21 protein-coding genes and 1 tRNA gene are annotated in these 22375 nt (G+C 59.5%); 4 read left to right on the top strand and 18 right to left on the bottom strand.

What is annotated here, in order from left to right; translation table 11 throughout:
- Window positions 1–2: 2 nt before the first annotated feature.
- The 9 genes from deoC to N2599_RS19290 form a co-directional block, all read right to left on the bottom strand.
- Window positions 3–779: a deoxyribose-phosphate aldolase gene (deoC, locus tag N2599_RS19330; protein WP_027510523.1), complete on the bottom strand. Its 777-nt coding sequence runs from the start codon at window positions 777–779 to the stop codon at window positions 3–5.
- Window positions 772–1581, bottom strand: a complete 810-nt coding sequence (locus tag N2599_RS19325) for a purine-nucleoside phosphorylase (RefSeq protein WP_027510522.1) — start codon at window positions 1579–1581, stop codon at window positions 772–774. The genes deoC and N2599_RS19325 overlap by 8 nt, the downstream gene beginning before the upstream one ends.
- Window positions 1578–1967, bottom strand: a complete 390-nt coding sequence (locus N2599_RS19320; protein WP_027510521.1) for a cytidine deaminase — start codon at window positions 1965–1967, stop codon at window positions 1578–1580. Before N2599_RS19320 ends, N2599_RS19325 begins: the two co-directional genes overlap by 4 nt.
- Window positions 1968–1970: 3 nt before the next feature.
- Window positions 1971–2942: an ABC transporter permease gene (locus N2599_RS19315; RefSeq protein WP_027510520.1), complete on the bottom strand. Its 972-nt coding sequence runs from the start codon at window positions 2940–2942 to the stop codon at window positions 1971–1973.
- A gap of 12 nt (window positions 2943–2954) precedes the next feature.
- Complete coding sequence (locus tag N2599_RS19310; RefSeq protein ID WP_027510519.1) at window positions 2955–4058, bottom strand: ABC transporter permease; 1104 nt, start codon at window positions 4056–4058, stop codon at window positions 2955–2957.
- 7 nt (window positions 4059–4065) lie between these two features.
- A complete protein-coding gene (locus tag N2599_RS19305; protein WP_027510518.1) occupies window positions 4066–5577 on the bottom strand; it encodes an ABC transporter ATP-binding protein in 1512 nt (503 codons plus the stop codon).
- Window positions 5578–5648: 71 nt separating this feature from the next.
- The gene (locus N2599_RS19300; RefSeq protein ID WP_027510517.1) at window positions 5649–6641 is read right to left on the bottom strand and encodes a BMP family lipoprotein; all 993 of its coding nucleotides are present in this window, start codon (window positions 6639–6641) and stop codon (window positions 5649–5651) included.
- Between the two features lie 225 nt (window positions 6642–6866).
- A complete protein-coding gene (gene msrA, locus N2599_RS19295; protein WP_156915284.1) occupies window positions 6867–7523 on the bottom strand; it encodes a peptide-methionine (S)-S-oxide reductase MsrA in 657 nt (218 codons plus the stop codon).
- A gap of 48 nt (window positions 7524–7571) precedes the next feature.
- Entirely contained in the window at window positions 7572–7889 is a 318-nt protein-coding gene (locus tag N2599_RS19290) for a hypothetical protein (protein WP_027510516.1), read from the bottom strand.
- Window positions 7890–8111: 222 nt separating this feature from the next.
- On the opposite strand from N2599_RS19290, the gene N2599_RS19285 reads away from it, so the two are divergent.
- Window positions 8112–8201: transfer RNA gene (locus N2599_RS19285), tRNA-Ser, on the top strand.
- A 63-nt stretch (window positions 8202–8264) separates the two neighbouring features.
- Here the strand turns inward: N2599_RS19285 and N2599_RS19280 are convergent.
- Window positions 8265–9509, bottom strand: coding sequence for a DUF763 domain-containing protein (locus N2599_RS19280; RefSeq protein ID WP_027510515.1), 1245 nt, complete (start codon window positions 9507–9509; stop codon window positions 8265–8267).
- 110 nt (window positions 9510–9619) lie between these two features.
- A complete protein-coding gene (locus N2599_RS19275; RefSeq protein WP_027510514.1) occupies window positions 9620–10660 on the bottom strand; it encodes a glutamine synthetase beta-grasp domain-containing protein in 1041 nt (346 codons plus the stop codon).
- A 407-nt stretch (window positions 10661–11067) separates the two neighbouring features.
- Here N2599_RS19275 and N2599_RS19270 point away from each other — a divergent pair, with 407 nt between their 5' ends.
- On the top strand, window positions 11068–11259 hold the full coding sequence (locus tag N2599_RS19270; RefSeq protein ID WP_027510513.1) for a DUF2735 domain-containing protein: 192 nt from the start codon (window positions 11068–11070) through the stop codon (window positions 11257–11259).
- Between the two features lie 54 nt (window positions 11260–11313).
- Entirely contained in the window at window positions 11314–12282 is a 969-nt protein-coding gene (locus N2599_RS19265) for a DUF72 domain-containing protein (RefSeq protein ID WP_027510512.1), read from the top strand.
- 6 nt (window positions 12283–12288) lie between these two features.
- On the opposite strand, the gene pncB is transcribed toward N2599_RS19265, so the two are convergent.
- From pncB to N2599_RS19230, 7 genes are all read right to left on the bottom strand, one after another.
- On the bottom strand, window positions 12289–13593 hold the full coding sequence (gene pncB, locus N2599_RS19260) for a nicotinate phosphoribosyltransferase (protein ID WP_027510511.1): 1305 nt from the start codon (window positions 13591–13593) through the stop codon (window positions 12289–12291).
- A gap of 166 nt (window positions 13594–13759) precedes the next feature.
- Window positions 13760–14128, bottom strand: a complete 369-nt coding sequence (locus N2599_RS19255; RefSeq protein ID WP_027510510.1) for a membrane protein — start codon at window positions 14126–14128, stop codon at window positions 13760–13762.
- A 98-nt stretch (window positions 14129–14226) separates the two neighbouring features.
- Window positions 14227–15186, bottom strand: a complete 960-nt coding sequence (locus tag N2599_RS19250; protein WP_027510509.1) for a 2-hydroxyacid dehydrogenase — start codon at window positions 15184–15186, stop codon at window positions 14227–14229.
- Between the two features lie 8 nt (window positions 15187–15194).
- Window positions 15195–16832: an ABC transporter ATP-binding protein gene (locus N2599_RS19245; RefSeq protein WP_027510508.1), complete on the bottom strand. Its 1638-nt coding sequence runs from the start codon at window positions 16830–16832 to the stop codon at window positions 15195–15197.
- Complete coding sequence (locus N2599_RS19240; RefSeq protein ID WP_027510507.1) at window positions 16829–17977, bottom strand: ABC transporter permease; 1149 nt, start codon at window positions 17975–17977, stop codon at window positions 16829–16831. Before N2599_RS19240 ends, N2599_RS19245 begins: the two co-directional genes overlap by 4 nt.
- Entirely contained in the window at window positions 17977–19062 is a 1086-nt protein-coding gene (locus tag N2599_RS19235) for a microcin C ABC transporter permease YejB (RefSeq protein WP_027510506.1), read from the bottom strand. Before N2599_RS19235 ends, N2599_RS19240 begins: the two co-directional genes overlap by 1 nt.
- Window positions 19063–19216: 154 nt before the next feature.
- On the bottom strand, window positions 19217–21052 hold the full coding sequence (locus N2599_RS19230) for an extracellular solute-binding protein (protein ID WP_027510505.1): 1836 nt from the start codon (window positions 21050–21052) through the stop codon (window positions 19217–19219).
- Between the two features lie 245 nt (window positions 21053–21297).
- Between N2599_RS19230 and mepA the strand changes: the two genes are divergently transcribed.
- Window positions 21298–22356 (top strand): penicillin-insensitive murein endopeptidase, encoded by a 1059-nt coding sequence (gene mepA, locus N2599_RS19225; protein ID WP_027510504.1) that lies wholly within the window; start codon window positions 21298–21300, stop codon window positions 22354–22356.
- Window positions 22357–22375 lie beyond the last annotated feature (19 nt).

Here is a 22375-nt window from a genome sequence, read left to right as displayed (position 1 = left end):
GCTCAATAGCTCGAGGCCTTGGCGGGCGCTGACTGGGCGCCGCTGAGGACAGCGAGGATGTCATCGAGCAGGCCGGAGGCCCCGAAACGGAAGGTGGACGGCATCGGCCAATCCGGCGTCATGATCGTTTCCGTAAGGCTGAGATAAAGGGCGGCATCCGCGACGGAGCCGATGCCACCGGCCGGCTTGAAGCCCACCTTGCGGCCGCTGTGGCGGATCGCGCGGATCATGATATCTGCAGCTTCGAGCGTCGCGTTGACGGCGACCTTGCCGGTGGATGTCTTGATGAAGTCCGCGCCCGCATCGATTGCAAGTTCAGATGCGCGGCGAATGAGGCCGGGATCCTTGATCTCGCCGGTCTCCAGGATGACTTTCAGCAGCACACCACCGGTGCATTCCGCGCGCACCGCCGCCACCATGTCGGTCACGGCCTTCTCGTTGCCATTGAGGAATCTGCGGTAGGGAATGACCAGATCTACCTCGTCCGCACCGTCTGCAATAGCTTCGCGCGTTTCGGCGGCGACATCAGCCACTTCCATGTCGCCAGACGGGAAATTGACGACCGTCGCGATGCGGACGGGATGACCCTTGCCGAGAACCGTGCGGGCATGTGCCACGAAACGTGGCCAGATGCAGATCGCGGCACTATTCCCGTAGGGCGTCTGTGCGCGGGCGCAGAGCGTATCGATCTGCTCTTCGGTGCAATCGTCCTTGAGATTGGTAAGGTCAAGGAGCGACAGCGCGACGGCTGCCGTTTCCTTCTGCGAGTGACTACTCATTATCGCTTCCTCCACCCGCAATCATTTCCTTTAAGATTGCGGCGAGACGCGCGCCGCCGACGGGCGCCATGTCTTTTGTTTCTTCGTGGCTGAGTTCGGAGCCGGTCATGCCAGCCCCATAATTGGTGATAACCGAGGCTGCGGCAACCCTCAAACCCAGCATTCGGGCGATGATGACCTCCGGTACGGTCGACATGCCGACGGCATCCGCACCGAGAATCCGCGCCATACGGATTTCCGCAGGCGTTTCGAAGCTTGGTCCCGAAAACCACATATAGACGCCGTGAGAGAGCTTGATGGCGAGCTTCTCGGCCGCCTTGCGCATGGACATGGAAAGATCGCGATCATAGGCGCTCGTCATGCCGACGAAGCGGCGGTCGCTTTCTTCGCCAATCAGCGGATTCATGCCGGAATAATTGATGTGGTCGGTGATCTGCATCACCGAACCCGGCGGCATTTCCTCGAGTAGCGAGCCTGCGGAATTGGTCAGGAACAGTGACTGCACGCCAAGGCCCTTCAACACCTCAAGCGGCAGTCGCATGGCGCTGGCGTCGCCTTTTTCGTAATAATGGACGCGGCCCGACAGCATGATGACCGGCACGCCGCCGAGATGGCCGGCAACGACCTCGCCGGCATGCCCGGAGACGGCGCTGACAGGAAAGCCCGGCAGGTCCCGATAGGGAATTCGCACCGCATCCGTCAGTTCGCTTACCAGCGAGCCTAGGCCGGAACCGAGCACAATGCCGTGACGCGGCGCGAACCCACCGAGTTTGCCGACGAGCAGATCGATGGCGGCGTTCATCCGAGTTCAGTCTCGAAGCTGAAGGGAAGAAGCTCCTCCATCGTCATGGTCTTCTTCACGCCCACGTCGTCGCAAAGATAGATCTTCGTATCCTTCGACGCGAATTCGGAGATCTTCTGCCGGCAGCCGCCGCAGGGCGGGCAGAGCGGCAGCTTCTCGGCGATGACCGCCATTTCAACAATCTTCTTCGCTCCGCCCATGATCATGGCGCTGATGGCCGTCGGCTCGGCGCACCAACCCTGCGGGAAGGAGAGGTTTTCGATATTGGCGCCGGTATAAACCTTGCCGTCTTCGGCGCGGATTGCCGCACCGACCGGGAATTTGGAATAGGGCGCATGGGCAAAGGCCATGGCGCCGCGAGCGGCTTCGAAAAGGTCATGCGACATGTTTCAACGCTCCTTCGTATAGGGGACGCCACCAGCCTTCGGCGGCGTTGCGACGCCAATGAATCCAGCAAGCAAGATACAGGTGAGAATATAAGGCAGCGCCTGGAATATCTGCACCGGCACTGCGCCGATCAGCGGGACCTGCTTGCCCTGCATGAAGTTCGCCAGCGCATCGAGGAAGCCGAAGAGCAGGCAGGCGAACATCACCGGCACCGGTTTCCATTTTGCGAAGACCAGGGCGGCAAGGGCGATATAACCCTTGCCTGCCGACATATCCTTGATGAAAGCGGCCGATTGCGCGATCGCCAGATAGGTGCCCGAGAAGCCGCAAAGAATGCCCGCACACATGACGGCTCGATAGCGCAGCCAACTGACCGAGATACCGGCGGTATCGACCGCACCGGGATTTTCACCGACGGCACGAAGGCGCAAGCCGAAGCGCGTCCGAAAGAGGATCCACCAGGAGAGCGGGACTGCCAGGAATGCGAGATAGGTCAGGATGTTGTTGCCAGAGATCACGTTGGAATAAAGCGGACCGATGATCGGAACCTCCCGCATCACGTCTGCGCCCGGAAGCGCGATCGGCGAAAACCGGCTTGCCGGGGAAAGCTGCGGCGTGCGGCCGCCCTGGCCAAACCAGGCCTGCCCAAGCACAATCGTGATACCGGCGATGAAGAAGTTGATGGCAACGCCCGAGATGATCTGGTTGCCCCGATTGGTGATGGATGCAAAGCCATGCACCAAACTCAGCGCGACGGAGCAGAGGATGCCCGCGACGAGGCCGAGCCAGGCGGAGTCGGTGATGTATGCAACGCAGGCGGCGGCAAAGGCCGCGCCCAGCATCTTGCCTTCAAGGCCGATGTCGAAAACGCCGGCACGTTCGGAAAAGAGGCCTGCAAGGGCGGTAAAGATCAGCGGGATCGAGAGCCGGATCGTTGAACTCAGAACGTTGATGAGGATGTCATAGTAATCCATCGTCCGCTCCCCTCACTTGACCTTGAACTGTTGGTAGATTCGGACGAGCGCCGGGCGGAACATATATTCGAGCGCGCCTGCGAAGAGAATGACCAAGCCTTGAATCACAAGGATCATTTCGCGGGTGATGTTCGGCATCTCGAAGGAGACCCAGTCGCCACCCTGATAGAGGATGCCGAAGAGGATCGCCGAGAAGATGATGCCGACGGGATGATTGCGTCCCATCAGCGAGACGGCAATACCGACGAAACCAGCCCCGCCGACAAACTCGACCTGGAGGCGGGCGGATGAGCCCATGACCGGGTTCAGCGCCATCATGCCGGCCAGCGCGCCGGAAAGCAGCATGGCAATCATCACCGTGCGGGCATACGGAATGCCTGCATAGGAGGCGGCAGTGGGACTGACACCGAGCGTGCGCATCTCAAATCCAAGTTTCGTGCGCCAGATGAGCAGCCAGACGAAGTAGGCGGCGACTAGGGCGATGAGGAAAGAGACATTGAACGGCGCGGCCCCAAGCTTCGCACCGAAGAGGTTCATCACCCATCCGAGCTTCGGCAATTGGCCGCCTTCGAGGAAGGTGCGCGTTTCCGGCGCCATCTTGCCGGGGACGATCAGCACGTGAACCAGCAGGTAAACCATCAGCGCCGCGCCGATGTAGTTGAACATGATGGTCGTAATGACGATGTGGCTGCCGCGTTTTGCCTGGAGGAAGGCCGGAATGGATGCCCAGGCGGCACCGAACAGGCCTGCACCGACGACCGCAACCGGCATGGTGACATACCAGGGCACGAAGCGGTCAAGGGCCAGCGCCGCCAATGCGCAACCGAGGCCACCGAGATAGGCCTGCCCCTCCGAGCCGATATTGAAGAGACCGGCATGAATGGCAACTGCCACAGACAGGCCAGTGAAAATGAAGCTTGTGGCGTAATACAGCGTGAAGCCGATGCCTTCGCCACTGCCGAGTGCCCCCTCGATCAGCAACGAGAGGGCGCCAAGCGGACTTTCGCCGATCAGCCAGACGACGAAGCCGGAGATCAGGAAGGCAACGATCAGGTTCAAGACCGGGATGAGGCCGTAGGTGATCCAATGCGGAAGAGGAACGGAAGCAGTGCTCATTAAGGCCTCACGCGGCAATGCCGGCCATCATCAGGCCGAGGGTCTGTTCACCGGCATCGGGCGTCTTCTCGCCGACGACATGGCCGGCAAACATGACAAGGATACGGTCTGAAAGGGCGCGGATTTCGTCGAGTTCGACGGAGACGAGCAGGATCGCCTTGCCCGCGTCGCGCATCTCGATGATGCGGCGGTGGATGAATTCGATGGCGCCGATATCGACGCCGCGCGTCGGCTGGCCAATAATGAGTGCGGCAGGATCGCGCTCGATTTCGCGGGAAACCACGATCTTCTGCTGGTTGCCGCCCGAGAAATTGGCGGTCTTCAGCCGCGGGTTCGGCGGGCGGATGTCGTATTTCTCGATCTTGTCCATGGCATCCTTGCGGATCGCATCAAGATCGAGCAGCGGACCTCTGCTATAGGCAGGATTGCGGTGATAACCGAGAACCGAGTTCTCGTATTCCTCGAACTTCAGCACGAGGCCCATATGGTGGCGGTCCTCGGGAATATGGGCAAGGCCCAGTTCGCGCAGCCGTGCCGCGTCGGCCTTGTCGATCGTCTGGCCATCAAGGAAAATCTCCCCGGAATGCGGCTTGCGGATGCCCGCGATCGCCTCCAGCAGCTCCGATTGGCCGTTGCCTGCAACGCCTGCGATACCGACAATTTCGCCGGCCCGGACATCGAAGGAGACATTGTCGACCATTGTCACGCCGCGATTGTCCTTGACCGTCAGGTTGCGGACCGACAGCAGCACATTGCCGGGTGTCGCCTCGCCTTTCTGAACGCGCAAAAGAACACGGCGGCCGACCATGAGTTCGGCGAGTTCTTCGACCGTCGTTTCCGCGGTCTTGCGGGTCGCGACCATTTCGCCGCGGCGCATCACCGAAACGGTGTCGGTGATGGCCATGATTTCGCGAAGCTTGTGCGTGATAAGGATGACCGTCTTGCCCTGATCACGTAGCACCTTGAGGATGCGGAACAGGTGGTCGGCTTCAGCTGGCGTCAGGACGCCGGTCGGCTCGTCGAGGATCAGGATTTCGGCGCCGCGATACATGGCTTTCAGGATTTCGACGCGCTGCTGCAGGCCGACCGGTAGCTGCTCGATCAGCGCATCCGGATTGACCTCCAGGCCGTATTCCTTCTCCAGCCGTCTCAATTCGGCGCGAGCAGACGCAACACCCTTCGCCAACAGCGCCCCGCCTTCGGCGCCGAGCATGACGTTTTCCAGGACCGTGAAATTATCGACCAGCATGAAGTGCTGGTGGACCATGCCGATGCCGGTTGCAATCGCCGCCTGACTGTCGCGGATGGTCACCGGCTGACCGTTAACCCGGATTTCGCCGGCGTCGGCGTGATAAAAACCGTAGATGATCGACATCAATGTCGACTTACCAGCACCGTTTTCCCCGATAATGCCGTGGATCGTGCCCTTGGCGACGGTAAGGTTGATGTCCTTGTTTGCGTGAACGGCACCGAATTTCTTATCGATGCCCACAAGTTCGATAGCGGGCGTGTCTGTCACAGCAGGCTCCAAATACGAAAAGGGCGTATGGCGGAAAAAACTGGCCGCCATACGCCCATCTCAGTCGCGGATCACTTCGGGCAAGAGTTGTCCGTCGTGTAATCGTGAACCTTGATGGTTCCTGCGATGATGTCAGCCCGTGCCTTGTCGACGGCGGCCTGCATTTCCGGCGTGATCAGCGGCTTGTTGTTGTCGTCGATCGCAGCGCCAACGCCGTCTTCCTTGACGCCAAGAGCCTGCACGCCGCCGGTGAACTTGTCGTTCTTCGTATCGGTGTAGGCGTTGTAGACGGCGAGATCGACGCGCTTGACCATCGAGGTCAGCACGGAGCCCGGATGCAGATGGTTTTGGTTGGAATCGACCCCGATCGAAAGCTTCTTGTTGTCGGCAGCCGTCTGGAGAACGCCGAGGCCGGTCGCACCTGCCGCCGCATAAATGACGTCAGCGCCCTGGTCGATCTGGTTCTTGGTGAGCTCGCCGCCGCGAACCGGGTCGTTCCAGGCAGCACCGGTCGTGCCGGTCATGTTCTGAAAGACTTCAATGTCAGCCTTGACGGAGCGGGCGCCCTGCTCATAGCCGCATTCGAACTTACGGATCAGCGGAATATCCATGCCACCGACGAAACCGACCTTGCCGGTTTTGGAGGCCATGCCGGCGAGAACGCCGACGAGGAACGAACCTTCTTCTTCCTTGTAGACGACCGAGCGGACATTCGGCTTATCGACGACGGAATCTACGATGATGAACTTGGTGTCCGGGAATTCAGCAGCGACCTTTTCGATTGCCGAGGTCCATGCGAAGGACACGGCGACCACTGGGTTGAAACCGCGGCTTGCGAAGTTGCGGATCGCCTGCTCGCCCTGTGTGTCGCCGGTCGGTTCGAAGTCGCGATAGGCAATGCCGGTTTCCGCCTTGAACTTCTCAGCGCCATTATAGGCTGCTTCGTTGAAGGACTTGTCGAACTTTCCGCCAGTGCCGTAAACGAGAGCCGGCTTGACGTCGGCAGCGAGCGCCGTCGTGGACATCGCGGCCACGGCCAGGAGAGAAAGAAGGGTTTTTTTCATAGTGCAGCCCTATTGTTGCTATTTGTTTGGGTCCTCCCGCAAGCCTTTGGCAGGCATGTCTGCGGAACCACCGGCCTCCCCCCGGAGGCCTGGCTGGGCGCATCCTTGCATGGCTCAACGAAAAATTCACGAGAAATTTTTCGGCTGGTAAAAAATCCGAATAGATGCTGAAAATCAGCCCATGTGGGCTGATTTTTGCGCAAAATGAGCTGCTAAAATGCGACTTTACTGGCCAATCGGGCAGCTCACTCCGGTTCCGCGGAGACCGCAATAACCATCCGGATTCTTCGCCAGATACTGCTGGTGGTAATTCTCGGCATAGTAGAATTCACCTGCCGGAGCGATCTCCGTGGTGATCTTCGCCATGCGGCCGGTAGATTTGAGAGCCGCCTGGGATGTGTCGCGTACGCGCTCTGCCGTCGCAAGCTGTTCCGGGGCCGTCGTATAAACGGCCGAGCGATAGGTCGTTCCGACGTCGTTGCCCTGGCGCATGCCCTGCGTCGGATCATGCTCGTCAAAGAAGGTTTTCAGCAGGCTTTCCAGCGACACGACCGTCGGATCGTAGACGAGCTTGACTACTTCGGTGTGGCCGGTCAGTCCTGTCGTCGTTTCCTGATAGGTCGGGTTTTTCATGAAACCGCCCGAATAGCCGGCCGCGGTCACATAGACGCCCGAGATATTCCAGAGGAGGCGCTCAGCAACCCAGAAACAGCCCATGCCGAGATAAACGGTCTCCGTGCCTTCCGGATATGGTCCCTTCAGCGGACGACCGCTGACGAAATGTTCGGACGCGGTCGGGATCGGCTGATCGCGGCCCGGCAAAGCCGTGTCGTGGTCTTCTTGGTGAGCATATCGATTATGCGCATTCCAGCTTTCTGGCATAGGCCCGATGCAGGCCTCAAAGCTGATACGTCAGGGCCGCGCGTTTTGTTACGCGGTAAATCGGCCAGCCACCGGCGGCTTTTTGTAGCCGATCATCCAAAGTAGCAGCGCGATCACCAGAAAGACGGCAAAAGCGGGCTGCAGCATCAGCCATTGGAATACGAAGGCATAGAAGCGCGGGTGCACATAGTAGGAAACGGACGACTGCAGTGCCGAAAGCGACGAAGGGCTCAAATCCTGCCAGGCACCGCCCATGGGTGTCACCACGACAGCCGATGCCGCAACGGACTGAATTGAATCGATCGTCCCTGCAATCACGGCCACAACGAGCGCGACAAGGCTAGCCACACGCAACAAGAAACGCATCAATCCCTCCGACGCTCTACCGCCGGATTTTCCGGTCAGCCGCGCCATTCTCCACCTTGGCCAATAGATAATTATCTCACGATCAAAGCGCAATGGACAGCGCGGGCGGAGTTTTATCGGAAGAAGTCAAAAAACTGTTAGATTTAGGTTGATCCCCGAAAATTCATCGGTATATATCGCGCCGTTCCGACGATTTGCTCCTCTCCGGGTGCGAACGCAAATGGACAGGTGGCCGAGTGGTTTAAGGCGCACGCCTGGAACGCGTGTGTACGTGAAAGCGTACCGAGGGTTCGAATCCCTCTCTGTCCGCCATTTCTCAATAAAATCAGACACTTCTTGTCGTGCTGAACAGCACGTCAAAGCATTGAAGATGAGCTAATTAAACTTCTCTTCTTTCCAGCCGAAGACGCTTCTGCCGCCCCAACCGGGTGAGTTGCGGAATTCGCCGGCGACGACCTCCTTGAGGTCTGGGCCTGTAACATATCGCTCGAGTTGCCGGGACTGGTCGTCGAGGCGTTTCAGCGCCTGCAGTTCCTCCTCACGGCCGAGCCTGCCCTTCTGCACGGCTGACTTCATCACCTTGATCGTCTCGTCATAGACCTTCAGCGGGACGGGAAATGGATGCCGATCCTTGCCGCCGTGGGCGAGCGAGAAGCGCGCGGGATCGGAAAAGCGGCAAGGCGCACCATGAACCACTTCGGCGACCATCGCCAGCGCCTGCACCGTTCGGGCTCCGACGCCGGGCACGAGCAGAAGCTGCTCAAAATCTTCCGGTCCGCGGTCGGCGGCGGCTGCAAGATTGCCATGCAGGCGCTTCATGTTGACGTCCTTTTCACGAACGTCGTGATGGGCGGGCATGAGGAGATGGGGTAGGAGCGGCTGGTCCGGCTGCGGCGCAGGTTTCGCGAGATCGAACGCCAAGGCTGCCGCTTCGCGCAGAATACGATCCGGCCCGAGCGTCGCCAGAAGATCAAGCTGCCCCGTGCGCGAACGCTCGGCACGCCTGTCGGCCAAATTGATGATATTGCCCTGGCTGCGGCCCTCGATTGCCGTGTGCGGCGAATTGACGAAGCTCTCGAGACCTTCCGACAGCCAGTGATAACGCCGCGCCTGCCGCTTGTCGCCGTTCATGCCTTGCTGCACGACAACCCATTTGCCGTCGTCGGTGACGATGAAGCCATGGAGGTAGAGAGCGAAGCCATCCTGGACGGCGGCGCTATCAACCTTCGCGACGAGCCTGCTCGCAGTCGCAAGCGAACCACCGTCGAAGCCGACACGCTCACCGATCGCAACGAGTTCGTCCGGTGTCTTGCGGGAATGGGCGCCACGGCCGCCGCAGACATGCAGGCCGAGTTCGCCCGAAAGCGGCGTCAGCCCGCGCTTGAGGGCGCCGAGGACGCTGGTTGTTATTCCGGAGGAGTGCCAGTCCATGCCCATGACGGCGCCGAAGGACTGGAACCAGAAGGGATGCGCAAGGCGGCGAAGCAGTTCATCCCGGCCGTAATGTTGCACGACGGCTTCGGTGATGACTGCACCGAGCTTCGTCATCCGCTCGCCGAGCCACCGCGGAACTCTGCCGCCATGCAAGGGAAGATCGGCGCTGCCTGCTCGTTGTGCCATGCCGCAACTATAGCGCGGCCAGTGACGCGAAGGAATGTTTTCCTTGAGACGACTCGCAAAAAAACGCCGGTTGCGATGCAACCGGCGCCCTTGGGAGGAAAGCCTGGGGCTTAGGCAGCCGCCGAAGCGAAGCCGGAGGTCGAAACTTCCGAGATCGTCTTCAGAACCTGCGAAGCAATCTGATAAGGGCAGCCCTGCGAGTTCGGGCGGCGATCTTCCAGATAGCCCTTGTAGTCGTTCTTGACGAAGGAGTGTGGAACGCGGATCGACGCGCCGCGGTCGGCAACGCCATAGCTGAACTTGTTCCACGGAGCCGTTTCGTGCTTGCCGGTCAGGCGCAGGTGGTTGTCCGGGCCATAGACGTCGATGTGGTCCTGCAGGTTCTTGTCGAACTGAGCCATGAGTGCTTCGAAATAGGCCTTGCCGCCGACTTCGCGCATGAACTTGGTCGAGAAGTTGCAGTGCATGCCCGAGCCGTTCCAGTCCGTGTCGCCGAGCGGCTTGCAGTGGAATTCGATGTCGATGCCGTACTTTTCGCAGAGGCGGAGAAGCAGGTAGCGAGCCATCCAGATCTGGTCGGCGGCGCGCTTGGAGCCCTTGCCGAAGATCTGGAATTCCCACTGGCCCTTCGCCACTTCGGCATTGATGCCTTCGTGGTTGATACCGGCGGCCAAGCAGAGGTCGAGGTGCTCTTCCACGATTTCGCGGGCAACCGAGCCGACGTTCTTGTAGCCGACGCCGGTGTAATACGGACCCTGCGGAGCCGGGTAGCCCTGCTCCGGGAAGCCGAGCGGACGGCCGTCTTCGTAGAAGAAGTATTCCTGCTCGAAGCCGAACCAGGCGTCTTCATCATCAAGGATGGTTGCGCGGCTGTTCGACGGATGCGGCGTGACACCATCGGGCATCATGACTTCGCACATAACGAGAACGCCGTTCGTGCGGGCCGGATCCGGATAGAGGGCAACCGGCTTCAACACGCAATCGGAGCTGCGGCCTTCGGCCTGCATCGTGGAGGAACCATCGAAGCCCCAGAGCGGAAGCTGCTCGAGCGTCGGAAATTCAGCAAATTCCTTGACCTGCGTTTTGCCACGCAGGTTCGGTGTCGGTGTGTAACCGTCGAGCCAGATGTACTCGAGCTTATACTTTGTCATTGGCCAGTCTCTCAAACGTAAGGGTGTGAGCAAATCCCGAAAGCGACCGCTAAGCGCGTGCTTGATCACCACCGGATGTCAGATGCCAAGCACGTGCCGTGCCAGTTTGGAGAGGGCACACGGACTGTGACGAAACGTGTAGCGGGAATCAGCTGGGAGCAATCGTCGATTTTCAACGAAAGCGAGGGTTTAGGGGCATGGAACCGATCGGCGCACAGGACGTTTTTTTGGTCGACCCCTAACGCCTCAAAAAGGTGCAGGCAGTGCTAGTATTTTACGCGTCTTATCAAGTGCTTATGAATATCACATTTATTGGCGCTTTTTTAGGCTGTTTGCGCAAATGATGGGCACTCTGTTACTATGAAATGCCGGGCAACCGGTATGCGAAGATAATGGAAGGCAATTCGATGCCAGCAAATGTTCATCGCGAATCCGCGAAGATCTATCAGTTCCCGGTAAAATTCCGCAGGCCGGGCGAACGCTTTAGTGCCCGCCACCAGCTCGACATCGATCCCGATGTCTGCGACGCCGCCTTCGATTCCTGGTATCACGAAGACGCCATCCGCGAAGCTGAAGAAAAGCAGAAACCGCAAGCCTGAATATCTGACCGACGCGGCGGGGGAACCAGCGGCCGCGACGTCAGTTTGTCTTTCATGGCAAGGAAAGGCACGATCCGTATCGGCATATCCGGCTGGACCTATGCGCCGTGGCGCGGGGTATTCTATCCTGAGGACCTGCCGCAGAAGTGCGAACTGCATTTTGCCGCGCGCAATTTTACCTCGATTGAAATTAACGGCACATTTTACGGATTGCAGAAGCCTGACGCGTTCGCGCACTGGCGGGAGATGACGCCGGACGGCTTTGTATTCGCCGTCAAAGGTTCACGCTACATCACCCATTTGAAGCGGCTTCACGATGTCGAGACGCCGCTTGCGAATTTCATGGCGTCCGGGCTTCTGCGACTGGGGCCAAAGCTCGGCCCCATTCTATGGCAGTTTCCGCCGACCATGAAATTCGACGATGAGCGTTTCGCGCGATTTATGGCAATGCTGCCGAAAGACACGGATGAAGCGACGAAGCTTGCAAGGTCGCACGATGACCGGTTGAACGGCCGTGACTGGCTGGAAAGTGATGTGCAGCAGCCCCTTCGTCACGCTCTTGAAATTCGCCACGACAGTTTCTGCACAAGGGAATTCATCGAGTTGCTGCGCGAACATCAGGTTGGCCTCGTCTGCGCCGACTCGGTCCAGTGGCCGCTTCTGATGGATGTCACCGCAGACTTCGTCTATTGCCGCCTTCACGGATCCGAGGAGCTTTATGTCAGCGGATACGACGATGCGGCGCTCGATGTCTGGGCCAAACGTATCGCGGCATGGGCGCGTGGACACGAGCCGGAAGATGCCAATCGCGTGCTGCCGCCGCTCAAGGGGTCAGCCAAAGGGCGCGACGTTTTTGTCTATTTCGACAACGACGCGAAGGTGCAGGCGCCTGCGGATGCACGTTCGCTTGCCGAGAAGCTTGGTGTTACCTTCTTACTTGAAGACGCTGCCACATCATCAACGCCGCCAAAAAAGAGCCGGTGGAGTGGGGAGGATGCGAGAGCGAACCGGCCCTCCCCCTGACCTCAATCAGACAAGTACCGTCTGCTCGGTGCGATCTTCCGCGCCGAAGAATTTGAGGTAACGCTCGACTTCTGCCGGGTCTCCGGTTGCCTTCTGAGGATTGTCGGAGAGCTTGACCGCCGGGCGGCCGTTGGCCTCGCTGACCTTGCAGACGATTGAGATCGGATTGAGGCCGGAAATTTCGGTCGGCGCGCAGCCTGCGAAATCGTTGGTCAGGTTGGTCCCCCAGCCGAAGCTCATGCGCACGCGGCCCTCGAAATGCTTGTAGGTGTCGATGATCGCATCGACGTCGAGACCATCCGAGAAGATCAGCAGTTTCTGGCGTGGATCGCGGCCCATTTTCTTCCACCAATCGATGATCTTCTCGCCGCCCTCGATCGGCGGTGCACTGTCGGGGCGGAAGCCGGTCCAGTCGGCGACCCACTCGGGCGCGTCACGCAAAAAGGCTGCAGTGCCGAACGCATCCGGCAGGACGATCAGCAGGTTACCACCATAGAGCCTGTTCCAATCGCGCAGGATCTTGTAAGGCGCGTTGCGCAGCTCCTCGTCGGTGTCGGCAAGCGCTGCGGCCACCATCGGAAGCTCATGAGCGTTCGTGCCGACCGCTTCCAGATCGGAATCCATAGCGAGCAATACATTGCTTGTGCCCGTGAAAGCGGGGCCGATGCCCTCCTTCAACGCCTCGACACACCAGCGTTGCCACAGGAAGCTGTGGCGACGGCGCGTGCCGAAATCGGAGATACGCAGGCCCGGCAATTCACGCAGCCGCTCCACCTTCGCCCACATCTTGGCCTTGGCGCGTGCATAAAGCACATCGAGCGTGAAGGGACCGAGCGCCTTCATCGCCGAGCGCGAGCGCAGCTCGTTGATAATCGCCAGCGCCGGAATTTCCCACATCGTCGTCTCTTTCCACGAACCGTGGAAATCGAGCACATACTGGCCGTCCTTCTTCGACAACTCGTATTCCGGCAGCTGGAAATGAGAGAGCCAAGCAAGGAACTCCGGCTCAAAGATCTGCGCACGGCCATAGAAGCTGTTACCTGCGAGCCAGATTATTTCCTTCTTGGAGAGCCGCAGCGTGCGGGCATGATCGAGCTGGGCGCGCAGTTCCCCCTCATCGATCTCCTCGGCAAGACGGACGCGCTTGGTGCGGTTGATGAGCGTGAAAGTGGCGCTGACATCCGGATAAAGCTTCCAGATCATTTGCAGCATCAGAAGCTTGTAGAAGTCCGTATCGATGAGGCTGCGGACGATGGGATCAAGCTTCCAGGCGTGATTGTAAACGCGCCTTGCAATATCTGTCTTGGCCATGCTCCACCCCGTCCCAATCCGGTCGGGTGCCGCAAAAGGCCGGCACACGACGACCGGCTCGTGCGCCTTCTTATCGAAAAATCAGCTGATAATGTCCAGTACAAATAAAAACCCCGCCGCAGCAAGGCGGCAGGGCCTCTTTCGATGATCCCCTTGGGACTCAAGCCTATTGCGCAGGCTGAGGCGGCGCAGGTGTGGCAGGCGTCGCGGGTTCAGCGTTCGGTGTCGGCGGCTGCGTGTTGGGCGTTTGCGTGGGAACGGCACTGCCATTCTGCATGGATGGCGGCGCAGCGGGTGCCGGCGGCTGGGACTGCAGTTCCTGACCGGGCTGCTGTGGCGCTACTTCATCGGCTTGACGGCTGCCCCAGATTTCGACTGGAATCCAAACGATGAAGGCAAGAATGAGCGCAACGACCAGGACCATCAGGATGCGGGCGCCAGTGCGGCCCTGCTTTGCCTTCACCGCGGGGACCTGCTCTTCGGCATGCCGCTTGCTATCGGAGTTTTCCCAGCGCTTATCCATCTGATGAGCCATCTTCGTCTCCCTTCCGATGTCTCGCGGATCGTATGCCGACCCGCCCCAGGACCGTCGTTAGGAGCAACGAATATGCTGCGTCATGGTTCCGCCGGGCCTCAGTAGCCAGCCTTCCGGTCCACCACGAACTCCAGCGGCTCGCCGCGCTCGTAGCGGGCGATCTGCGCCTCGACATACCGGAAGAGCGCATTCTCTTCCGAGATTGCGGCATCATGCGGGGTGATGAAAACGTTCTCCAAACCCCAGAGGGGATCGTCCGCCGGAAGCGGCTCGACCTCGAATACATCAAGGGAAGCACCGCCGAGCACACCGCCTTCAATCGCCGCAACAATATCGTGCTGCACCTGGCTCTTGCCGCGGCCGGCATTGATGAAAACCGGCTTTCCGAGCGGACCATCCGGACGGAGCTTTGCAAACAGCATCGCATTGTAGAAGCCTGTCGTTTCCGGTGTCAGCGGGAGCAGTCCGACGAGGAAATCGGTCTTCGACAGGAAGGTATCGAGTTCGCTTGCATCGAAGGTTTCGATCCCATCAAGCCGTTTGCGGCTGCGCGACCAGCCGATGACGTTGAAGCCCACGACCTTCAGCTTGCGGAGAGCATCCTGCCCCAGCACGCCAAGCCCCATGACACCAACGGTGATTTCCGCGGCTTCCGGCGGTGCCATCTGGTTCCAGACGCGACCGCGCTGGTGCCGATCATGGTCGCGCTGCTGGCGCAGGTGCATCAGGCACTGCAGCAGCACCCATTCGCTCATGCGCACCGTCAGGCTGCTGTCAACAAAGCGGACGATCGGCACGTCGGGCAAACCCGAAAGGTTCATGAAACTATCGACGCCGGCACCGCCTGAGAAGATGACCTTCAAGTTCGGTGCGCGTTCGAAAAGATCGGCATCAGGCTTCCACAGCAACGCATAGTCGATCGCGCTCAAGTCGCGGCTCTTGGTCGCAGGATCGGCAAGATTGATGCTGCCGCGATCCGGAAAGGCGGTTTTCAGAATGCGGGCGATGCCTTCGGGATTGAACTTCAGATCGACGAGAACGGGAGGTCTTGCGGACATGATCTTCTTTACTGCTGCACGGCAGGCGTCGGCACTGCCTCGATATTGAAAGCGGCGGCCATCAGCGCCTTGGTGTAGTCGTGTTTCGGCGCGCGGAAGATTTCTGCCGACGACCCCTGCTCAACCACCTTGCCGAAACGCATGACAATGACATCGTTGGCGAGCGCTTTGACGACCTTCAGGTCGTGGCTGATGAAGAGGTAGGCTAGATCGTGCTTCTTCTGCAGGTCGCGCAAAAGATCGACGACCTGTGCCTGGACGCTCATGTCGAGCGCCGATGTCGGCTCATCGAGCATGACGAAGCGCGGCTTCAGCACCATGGCGCGGGCAATCGCGATGCGCTGACGCTGGCCGCCGGAGAATTCGTGCGGGTAGCGCCAGCGGGTCAGCGGGTCGAGGCCGACCTCTTCCAACGCCCAGCACACGCGCTGGTCGCGCTCCTCATGCGACAGCGAGCGCTCATGGACTTTCAGCCCTTCTGCGATGATATCGCCGACCGACATGCGCGGGCTGAGAGAGCCGTAAGGATCCTGGAACACGACCTGAAGCTGGTTGCGCAGCGGCCGCATTTCGGTGAACGAATAGTCCGCTATGTCCCTCCCGACGAAACTGATGCGTCCCTTGGAGGAAATCAGGCGGGTGAGCGCTAGGCCAAGTGTCGTCTTGCCGGAGCCGGATTCACCGACGACACCGAGCGTCTGGCCAGCGCGCAGCGAAAGGTCGATGCCGTCGACGGCCTTCACGTGGTCAACGACTCTGCGCATCAAGCCAGCCTTGATGGGGAACCAGACACGGATATCGGAGCCCTCCATCACCACCGGCTTGGATGGATCGGCGAGAGGCGGATCGCCACGCGGCTCTGCGGCAAGAAGATGACGCGTATAGTCGTGCTTCGGATTGCTGAACACCTCTTCGACGGCTCCCGTCTCGACAATCTTGCCCTTCGTCATGACGCAGACACGATCAGCGAATTTGCGGACGATGCCGAGATCGTGGGTGATGAAAAGCAGCGACATGCCATGCTCGCCTTTCAGCTTGCGCAGCAGATCCAGTATCTGCGCCTGGACCGTGACATCGAGCGCCGTCGTCGGCTCGTCGGCAATCAGCAGCTCGGGCCGGTTGGCAAGCGCCATCGCGATCATAACGCGCTGGCGCTGGCCGCCGGACAGCTCGTGCGGATAGGCTTTCAGCCGCTTTTCCGGCTCGCGGATGCCAACCTGGTTCAGGAGTTCCAGCACCCGCATGCGGGCCGCTTGGCCGGTCACGCCCTGATGCAGATCGAGGATTTCGGCAATCTGCTTTTCGATGGTGTGGAGCGGGTTGAGCGAGGTCATCGGCTCCTGGAAGATCATCGTGATATCGTTGCCGCGCACCTCGCGAAGCGCCTTCTCCGATGCCTTGAGCAAATCCTTGCCCTTGAAGAAGATTTCGCCGCTCGGGTGGCTTGCTGCAGGATACGGCAGCAACCGCAGGATGGAGTTTGCGGAAACAGACTTGCCCGACCCGGATTCGCCGACCAGCGCAACGACCTCGCCCTTTTTTATCTCGAAGGAGATGCGATCGACGGCCAGTGACGTTTCGCCGCTTTGGTGGAAGGCGACGGAAAGATCGCGGACAGAGAGAAGAGGTTCAGGCATCTGGCTCATGCGAAGGTCTTTCTCGGGTCAAACGCGTCGCGCACGGCCTCGCCAATGAAGATCAGCAGGGAAAGCATGATCGACATAGTGAAGAAGGCCGCCAGCCCTAACCATGGCGCCTGAAGATTGGCCTTGCCTTGGGCGATCATCTCACCGAGCGACGGCGAGCCGGGCGGCATGCCGAAACCCAGGAAGTCGAGCGAGGTCAGCGTCGTGATCGAGCCGGACAGGATGAAGGGCAGGAACGTCAGCGTCGCCACCATTGCGTTCGGGAGCATATGGCGCCACATGATCGTGCGATTGTTGACGCCGAGCGCTCGGGCGGCGCGGACATATTCGAAGTTGCGGGCGCGCAGGAACTCCGCGCGTACCACGCCGACGAATCCGACCCAGGAGAAGAGCAGCATGATGCCGAGCAACACGAAAAAGCCCGGCGGCAGGACCGCGGCGATGATCAGCAGAATATAAAGCACCGGCATCGATGACCAGATTTCGATCAAGCGCTGCAGAAGCAGATCGGTCCAGCCGCCAAAATAGCCCTGCACAGCGCCGGCGGTCACGCCGACAATTGCCGAGCAGATGGTCAATACCAGGCCGAAGAGCACGGATATACGGAAACCGTAGATGATGCGCGCCATTACGTCGCGTGCCTGATCGTCGGTGCCGAGCCAATTGAGATTGCCGTAGGTGCAATTGGGATCGTTGACGCCCTGCGGATAGCCTGCGCAGCGCTCCTCCTTGCTCATCAACCAGAACGGCGGCGTCGGCGCGGAATGCGGGATGTTGGAATTCACCGAGCGGTAGGAATAATGGACCGGGGGCCAGATCATCCAGCCATTGGCTTTGATCTCATCGGCGATGACATCCGAGCGGTAGTCCGTTTCCGCGAGAAAGCCGCCAAACTTCTCCTCCGGATAATCCACCAGCACCGGAAACAGAATCTCGCCCTTGTAGGATGCGATGATCGGCTTGTCGTTGGCGATGAATTCCGAAAATAGGCTGAGGCCGAACAACAGCATGAACAGCCAGAACGACCAGTAGCCGCGGCGGTTTGCCCTGAAATTCCGCCAGCGGCGGATGTTCGTCGGGGAAAGCAGGCCCTTGCGCGGCGGCTTGACCGGCGTAACGGGCGTCGGATTGGCAGCCGTATCCATCAGACATCCCTCCGCTCGAAATCGATGCGTGGGTCGATCCAGGTATAGATCAGGTCCGAGAGCAGGCTGACGAAAAGGCCTAGCAGCGAGAAGATATAAAGTGTTGCAAAGACGATCGGGTAATCGCGATTGACGACCGAGAGATAGCCGAGGCGACCGAGACCATCGAGCGAGAAGATATTTTCGATCAGCAGCGAGCCGGTGAAAAAGGCGGAAATAAAGGCGCCCGGAAAACTGGCGATGATGACCAGCATGGCATTACGGAAGACATGACCGTAAAGCACCTGCCGCTCGTTCAACCCCTTGGCGCGCGCCGTCGTCACATATTGCTTCTTAATCTCCTCGATGAAGGAATTCTTCGTCAACAGCGTCGTCGTCGCGAAGGCGGCAAGCGAGAGCGAGATCAGCGGCAGCGTCAGGTGCCAGAAATAATCAAGCGGTTTTTGCCACCAGGCGAGCTGGTCGAAATTATCCGACACCAGGCCGCGGAGCGGGAACCAGTCGTAAAATGAGCCGCCGGCGAAAAGCACGATCAGCAGGATACCGAACAGAAAGCTCGGCACGGCGTAACCGACGATAATGGCGCCGGATGTCCACACGTCAAAAGTCGAGCCATCCTTCACAGCCTTGCGGATGCCGAGCGGAATGGAGATGGCGTATGAGAAAATCATGATCCAGATGCCGAGCGAGACGGATACCGGCAGTTTTTCCTTGATGAGATCGAGCACCGAGGTATTGCGGAAGAAGCTCTCGCCGAAGTCGAAGCGGATGTAATTCCACATCATTTCCAGAAAGCGCGTCAGCGGCGGCTTGTCGAAGCCGAACTGCTTTTCGAGTTTGGCGATCAGTTCCGGATCGAGGCCCTGGGCACCACGGTATCTGGAACCGCTGTCATCGAACTGCTGTCCGAGATCGCCGCCGCCGGAAATCCTTTGGTCGGCACTATCGGCCTGACCGGTCAGCTGCGCGATGACCTGCTCGACAGGGCCGCCCGGTGCAAACTGGATGACGGTAAACGAAATTGCCATGATGCCGATAATTGTCGGTATCATCAGAAGCAGGCGTCGAAGAATGTAAGCTCCCATCAGCGCGCGGCCTTCCAGGTCTCGAAATTCATAAGGGTGCGCGTCCTACCAGAAGTCTTCAATCCGTCAGCCTTTCTCCGCCGGTAGCCCCGGCTTTTTCATAGTGATTCGGATGGCTCATTTGGACCCCAGCCGCAAAGCCAATGCAAGTCCGCTATTTCGCGTCTTTCGACCACCACACGTCGGGGAAGCCAAGCGAGTAAGTCGGCAACTCGGCAGGATGAGTCAGCTTATCCCAATAGGCGACGCGCGACGTATTGCTGTAGAACAAAGGGACGACATAGTGGTTTGCAAGCAGCACCCGATCCATCGCCTTGATTGCCGCCACTTGCTCCTTACGGTTCGGCGCAAAAATGATCATCCGGATCAGCGCGTCGACTGCCGGATCGGAAATGCCGGCATAGTTGCGGGATCCGGGCTGGTTCGCCGCCTGGGAGCCCCAGTAGTCGACCTGCTCGTTGCCGGGATCCATCGTCTCCGCCCAGATGCCCCATATCATATCATAGTCAAAGCTTCTGACGCGGTTCGTATATTGCGAGGCATCGACGGTGCGCAACCGCGCGTCGATGCCGATCTTCTTCAGATTGTTCGCAAAGGGCAGAACCGAGCGTTCGAACGACGGGTTGGAAAGCAGGATTTCGAAGCTCATCGGCTGGCCGTTCTTCGTGTTGACCATGCGGTTGCCCTTCAATTCCCAGCCAGCCTCCTTGAAGAGCGCGATCGCCTTGCGCAGATTGTCGCGCAGCTTTTGCGGATCGCCGGCGACCGGGTTTGTGTAGGGCGTCGTGAAGACCTCCGGCGGCACCTTGTCCTTCAGTCCTTCAAGGATTTCCAGCTCCCTTCCTTGCGGCAGACCCGAGGAGGCGAGTTCCGTGCCCCAGAAATAGCTATCGACGCGCTTGAAGGCGTTGAAGGCAAGGTTGCGGTTCATGTCCTCAAAGTCGAACGCATAGTTCAGCGCTTCGCGCACCCGCGCGTCCTTGAATATCTCGCGACGCGTGTTGGGCACCAGCGCCTGCATGACGCCGACGGCCCGCAGCGCATTCGGCAATTCCTCGCGTTTCACGCGGCCGTCCTTCACGGCCGGGAAGTCGTAGCCCGTCGCCCAGCGGCTCGCCTGGGTCTCCTGTCGGTAATCGATGTTGCCGGCGCGGAAAGCCTCGAGCTCGACGTCTCTGTCGCTAAAGAAGGTGTATGTGATGTTGCGGAAATTGTTCTGTCCGACATTCACGTTGAGGTCCTTACCCCAATAGTCATCACGCAGTTCATAGCGAATGTTCGCGCCCGGCGAGAAGGAGGCTATCCTGTAGGGCCCGGAGCCCATGACGGGCTCCAGTGTCGTCTTCGAGATATCGCGCGGCTTGCCGTCCGGGCCAGGCGCCTCCCACCAGTGCTTCGGCACGACCATGAGCTGGCCGAGGATACTCGGCAGTTCGCGGTTGTTTTTTTCATCGAAGGTGAAGGTCACATCGCGCTCGCCGGTCTTCTCGGCCTTCACCACATGCCGGTAGTAGTTGGCTGTAAGCGGACTGTGTTCTTTCGTCTTGTCGAGGCTGAAAATCACGTCCTCCGGTGTGACCGGCTGGCCGTCCGCCCATTTCGCCTCTTTGCGCAGGCGGAAGGTGACGCTGGAGATATCCGATGGAAAGGAAACCCCTTCGGCAAGCAGGCCGTAAGAAACGAGAAGCTCGTCATCGGCGGATTTCATCAGCGTGTCATGGACCAGCGGCAGGCCGTCCGCTACCTCTCCCTTTGCGAGAACCGGATTGAAGGTATCGAAAGTGCCGGTCGTCGAAAGCCGCAGATCGCCGCCCTTTGGCGCGTCCGGATTGACATAGTCGAAATGCTTGAAGCCGGGCTGATATTTAAGGGCACCTATGCTCGACGTGCCGATTTGAAAGCTCTGCTCCTGCGCGAAAACTTCCAAAGGCAAGGAGATCAAGGCCACGAGAGCAACGAGCAGACTTCTTTTCGACCATGCGACCGCCATTCACCAAACCCCATATTATTTTAGCTTTCTTCGAGAATACGGGAAATACAGGCAAAAAACAGGAAAGTGTGACGTTTTCGTCCATTTCGCAAAATTTTGACTGGATACAAGCCGCCAGGACACGTCTTCTTCATTCGACCGCCACCGCCGGAATGTCATCCCCGCTGCCAGAACATCGATTCACCAAAATTGCTTTTCACGGTAGACTCGATGCAAATCACTCTGGCAGACATTCAGGATACCGCATGACATTCCGCCTCGCTCCGTCTTTCCAGACAATCGGCAGACTCGCGTTGGCGGGTATTATTGGTGCAAGCCTGATTGCGGGCGACGCGGAAGCGCAACAGAAGCAGCCGAGCCCCGGCAGCGCCAAGGCGCTCTTCGGTTCGGCTTCCCTACCGGCGCAAGGACCGGCGCGACCGATCGGTTTCTATTCGAAAGGGTGCATGCTGGGCGGCGTTGCCTTGCCCGTGGATGGTCCGACGTGGCAGGCAATGCGCCTTTCGCGCAACCGCCGTTGGGGCAATCCGGCCATGATCGCGCTGCTTGAGCAATTGTCCCGCGATGCAAGGCAGCAGATCGGCTGGCCGGGGCTGCTCGTCGGCGATATATCGCAACCTCGGGGCGGACCGATGTTCAATGGCCACACCTCGCATCAGATCGGCCTTGATGCCGACATATGGCTGATGCCGATGCCCACACGCCGGATGACGGCAGAGGAGCGCGAAGACCTTCCCTTCACCACGATGCTGCAGAAGGAGAAGTTCCTGACGATTAATCCCAGGGTCTGGACGCAATCCCACGCCGAATTGCTGATGCTTGCGGCAAGCTACCCTCAGGTGGAACGCATTTTCGTCAATCCTGCAATCAAGAAAAAGATGTGCGATACTTGGAGGGGCGACCGCACGAACCTCGGCAAGCTGCGCCCGATATACGGCCACGACTCGCATTTTCACATCCGGATGAAATGCCCGCCTGGCGCTGCGGACTGCAAGCCGCAGGCGCCAATCACGGACGGCGATGGCTGCGGAAAGTCGCTGGCCTGGTGGTTCACCAAGGAGCCGTGGGCGCCGCCGAAGCCCGATGCCCGGCCGCCTAAACCACCGCGTGAAATCATGGTAGCCGATCTTCCGAAGGTATGCGCCGCCGTTCTGGATGCACCGGCCGCCGCATCGATGACGGCATCGACTGATGGCGGCTCGACCGCAACTGCCCTGACCGCGGCACCAGCAACACCTGCGGCGGCCGGAGACCTTCTTCCTGCCGTCGGCCCGGTTCCCACCGACAAGCCCCTGGTGCAATGATAGTGGAAATGCTTGTTTT

Origin of the sequence: Rhizobium sullae (genome assembly GCF_025200715.1) — a bacterium.
Classification (GTDB): Bacteria; Pseudomonadota; Alphaproteobacteria; order Rhizobiales; family Rhizobiaceae; genus Rhizobium; species Rhizobium sullae.
The sequence above is the reverse complement of the archived record's forward strand: the minus strand, read 5'-3'. Positions and strand labels throughout refer to the sequence as shown.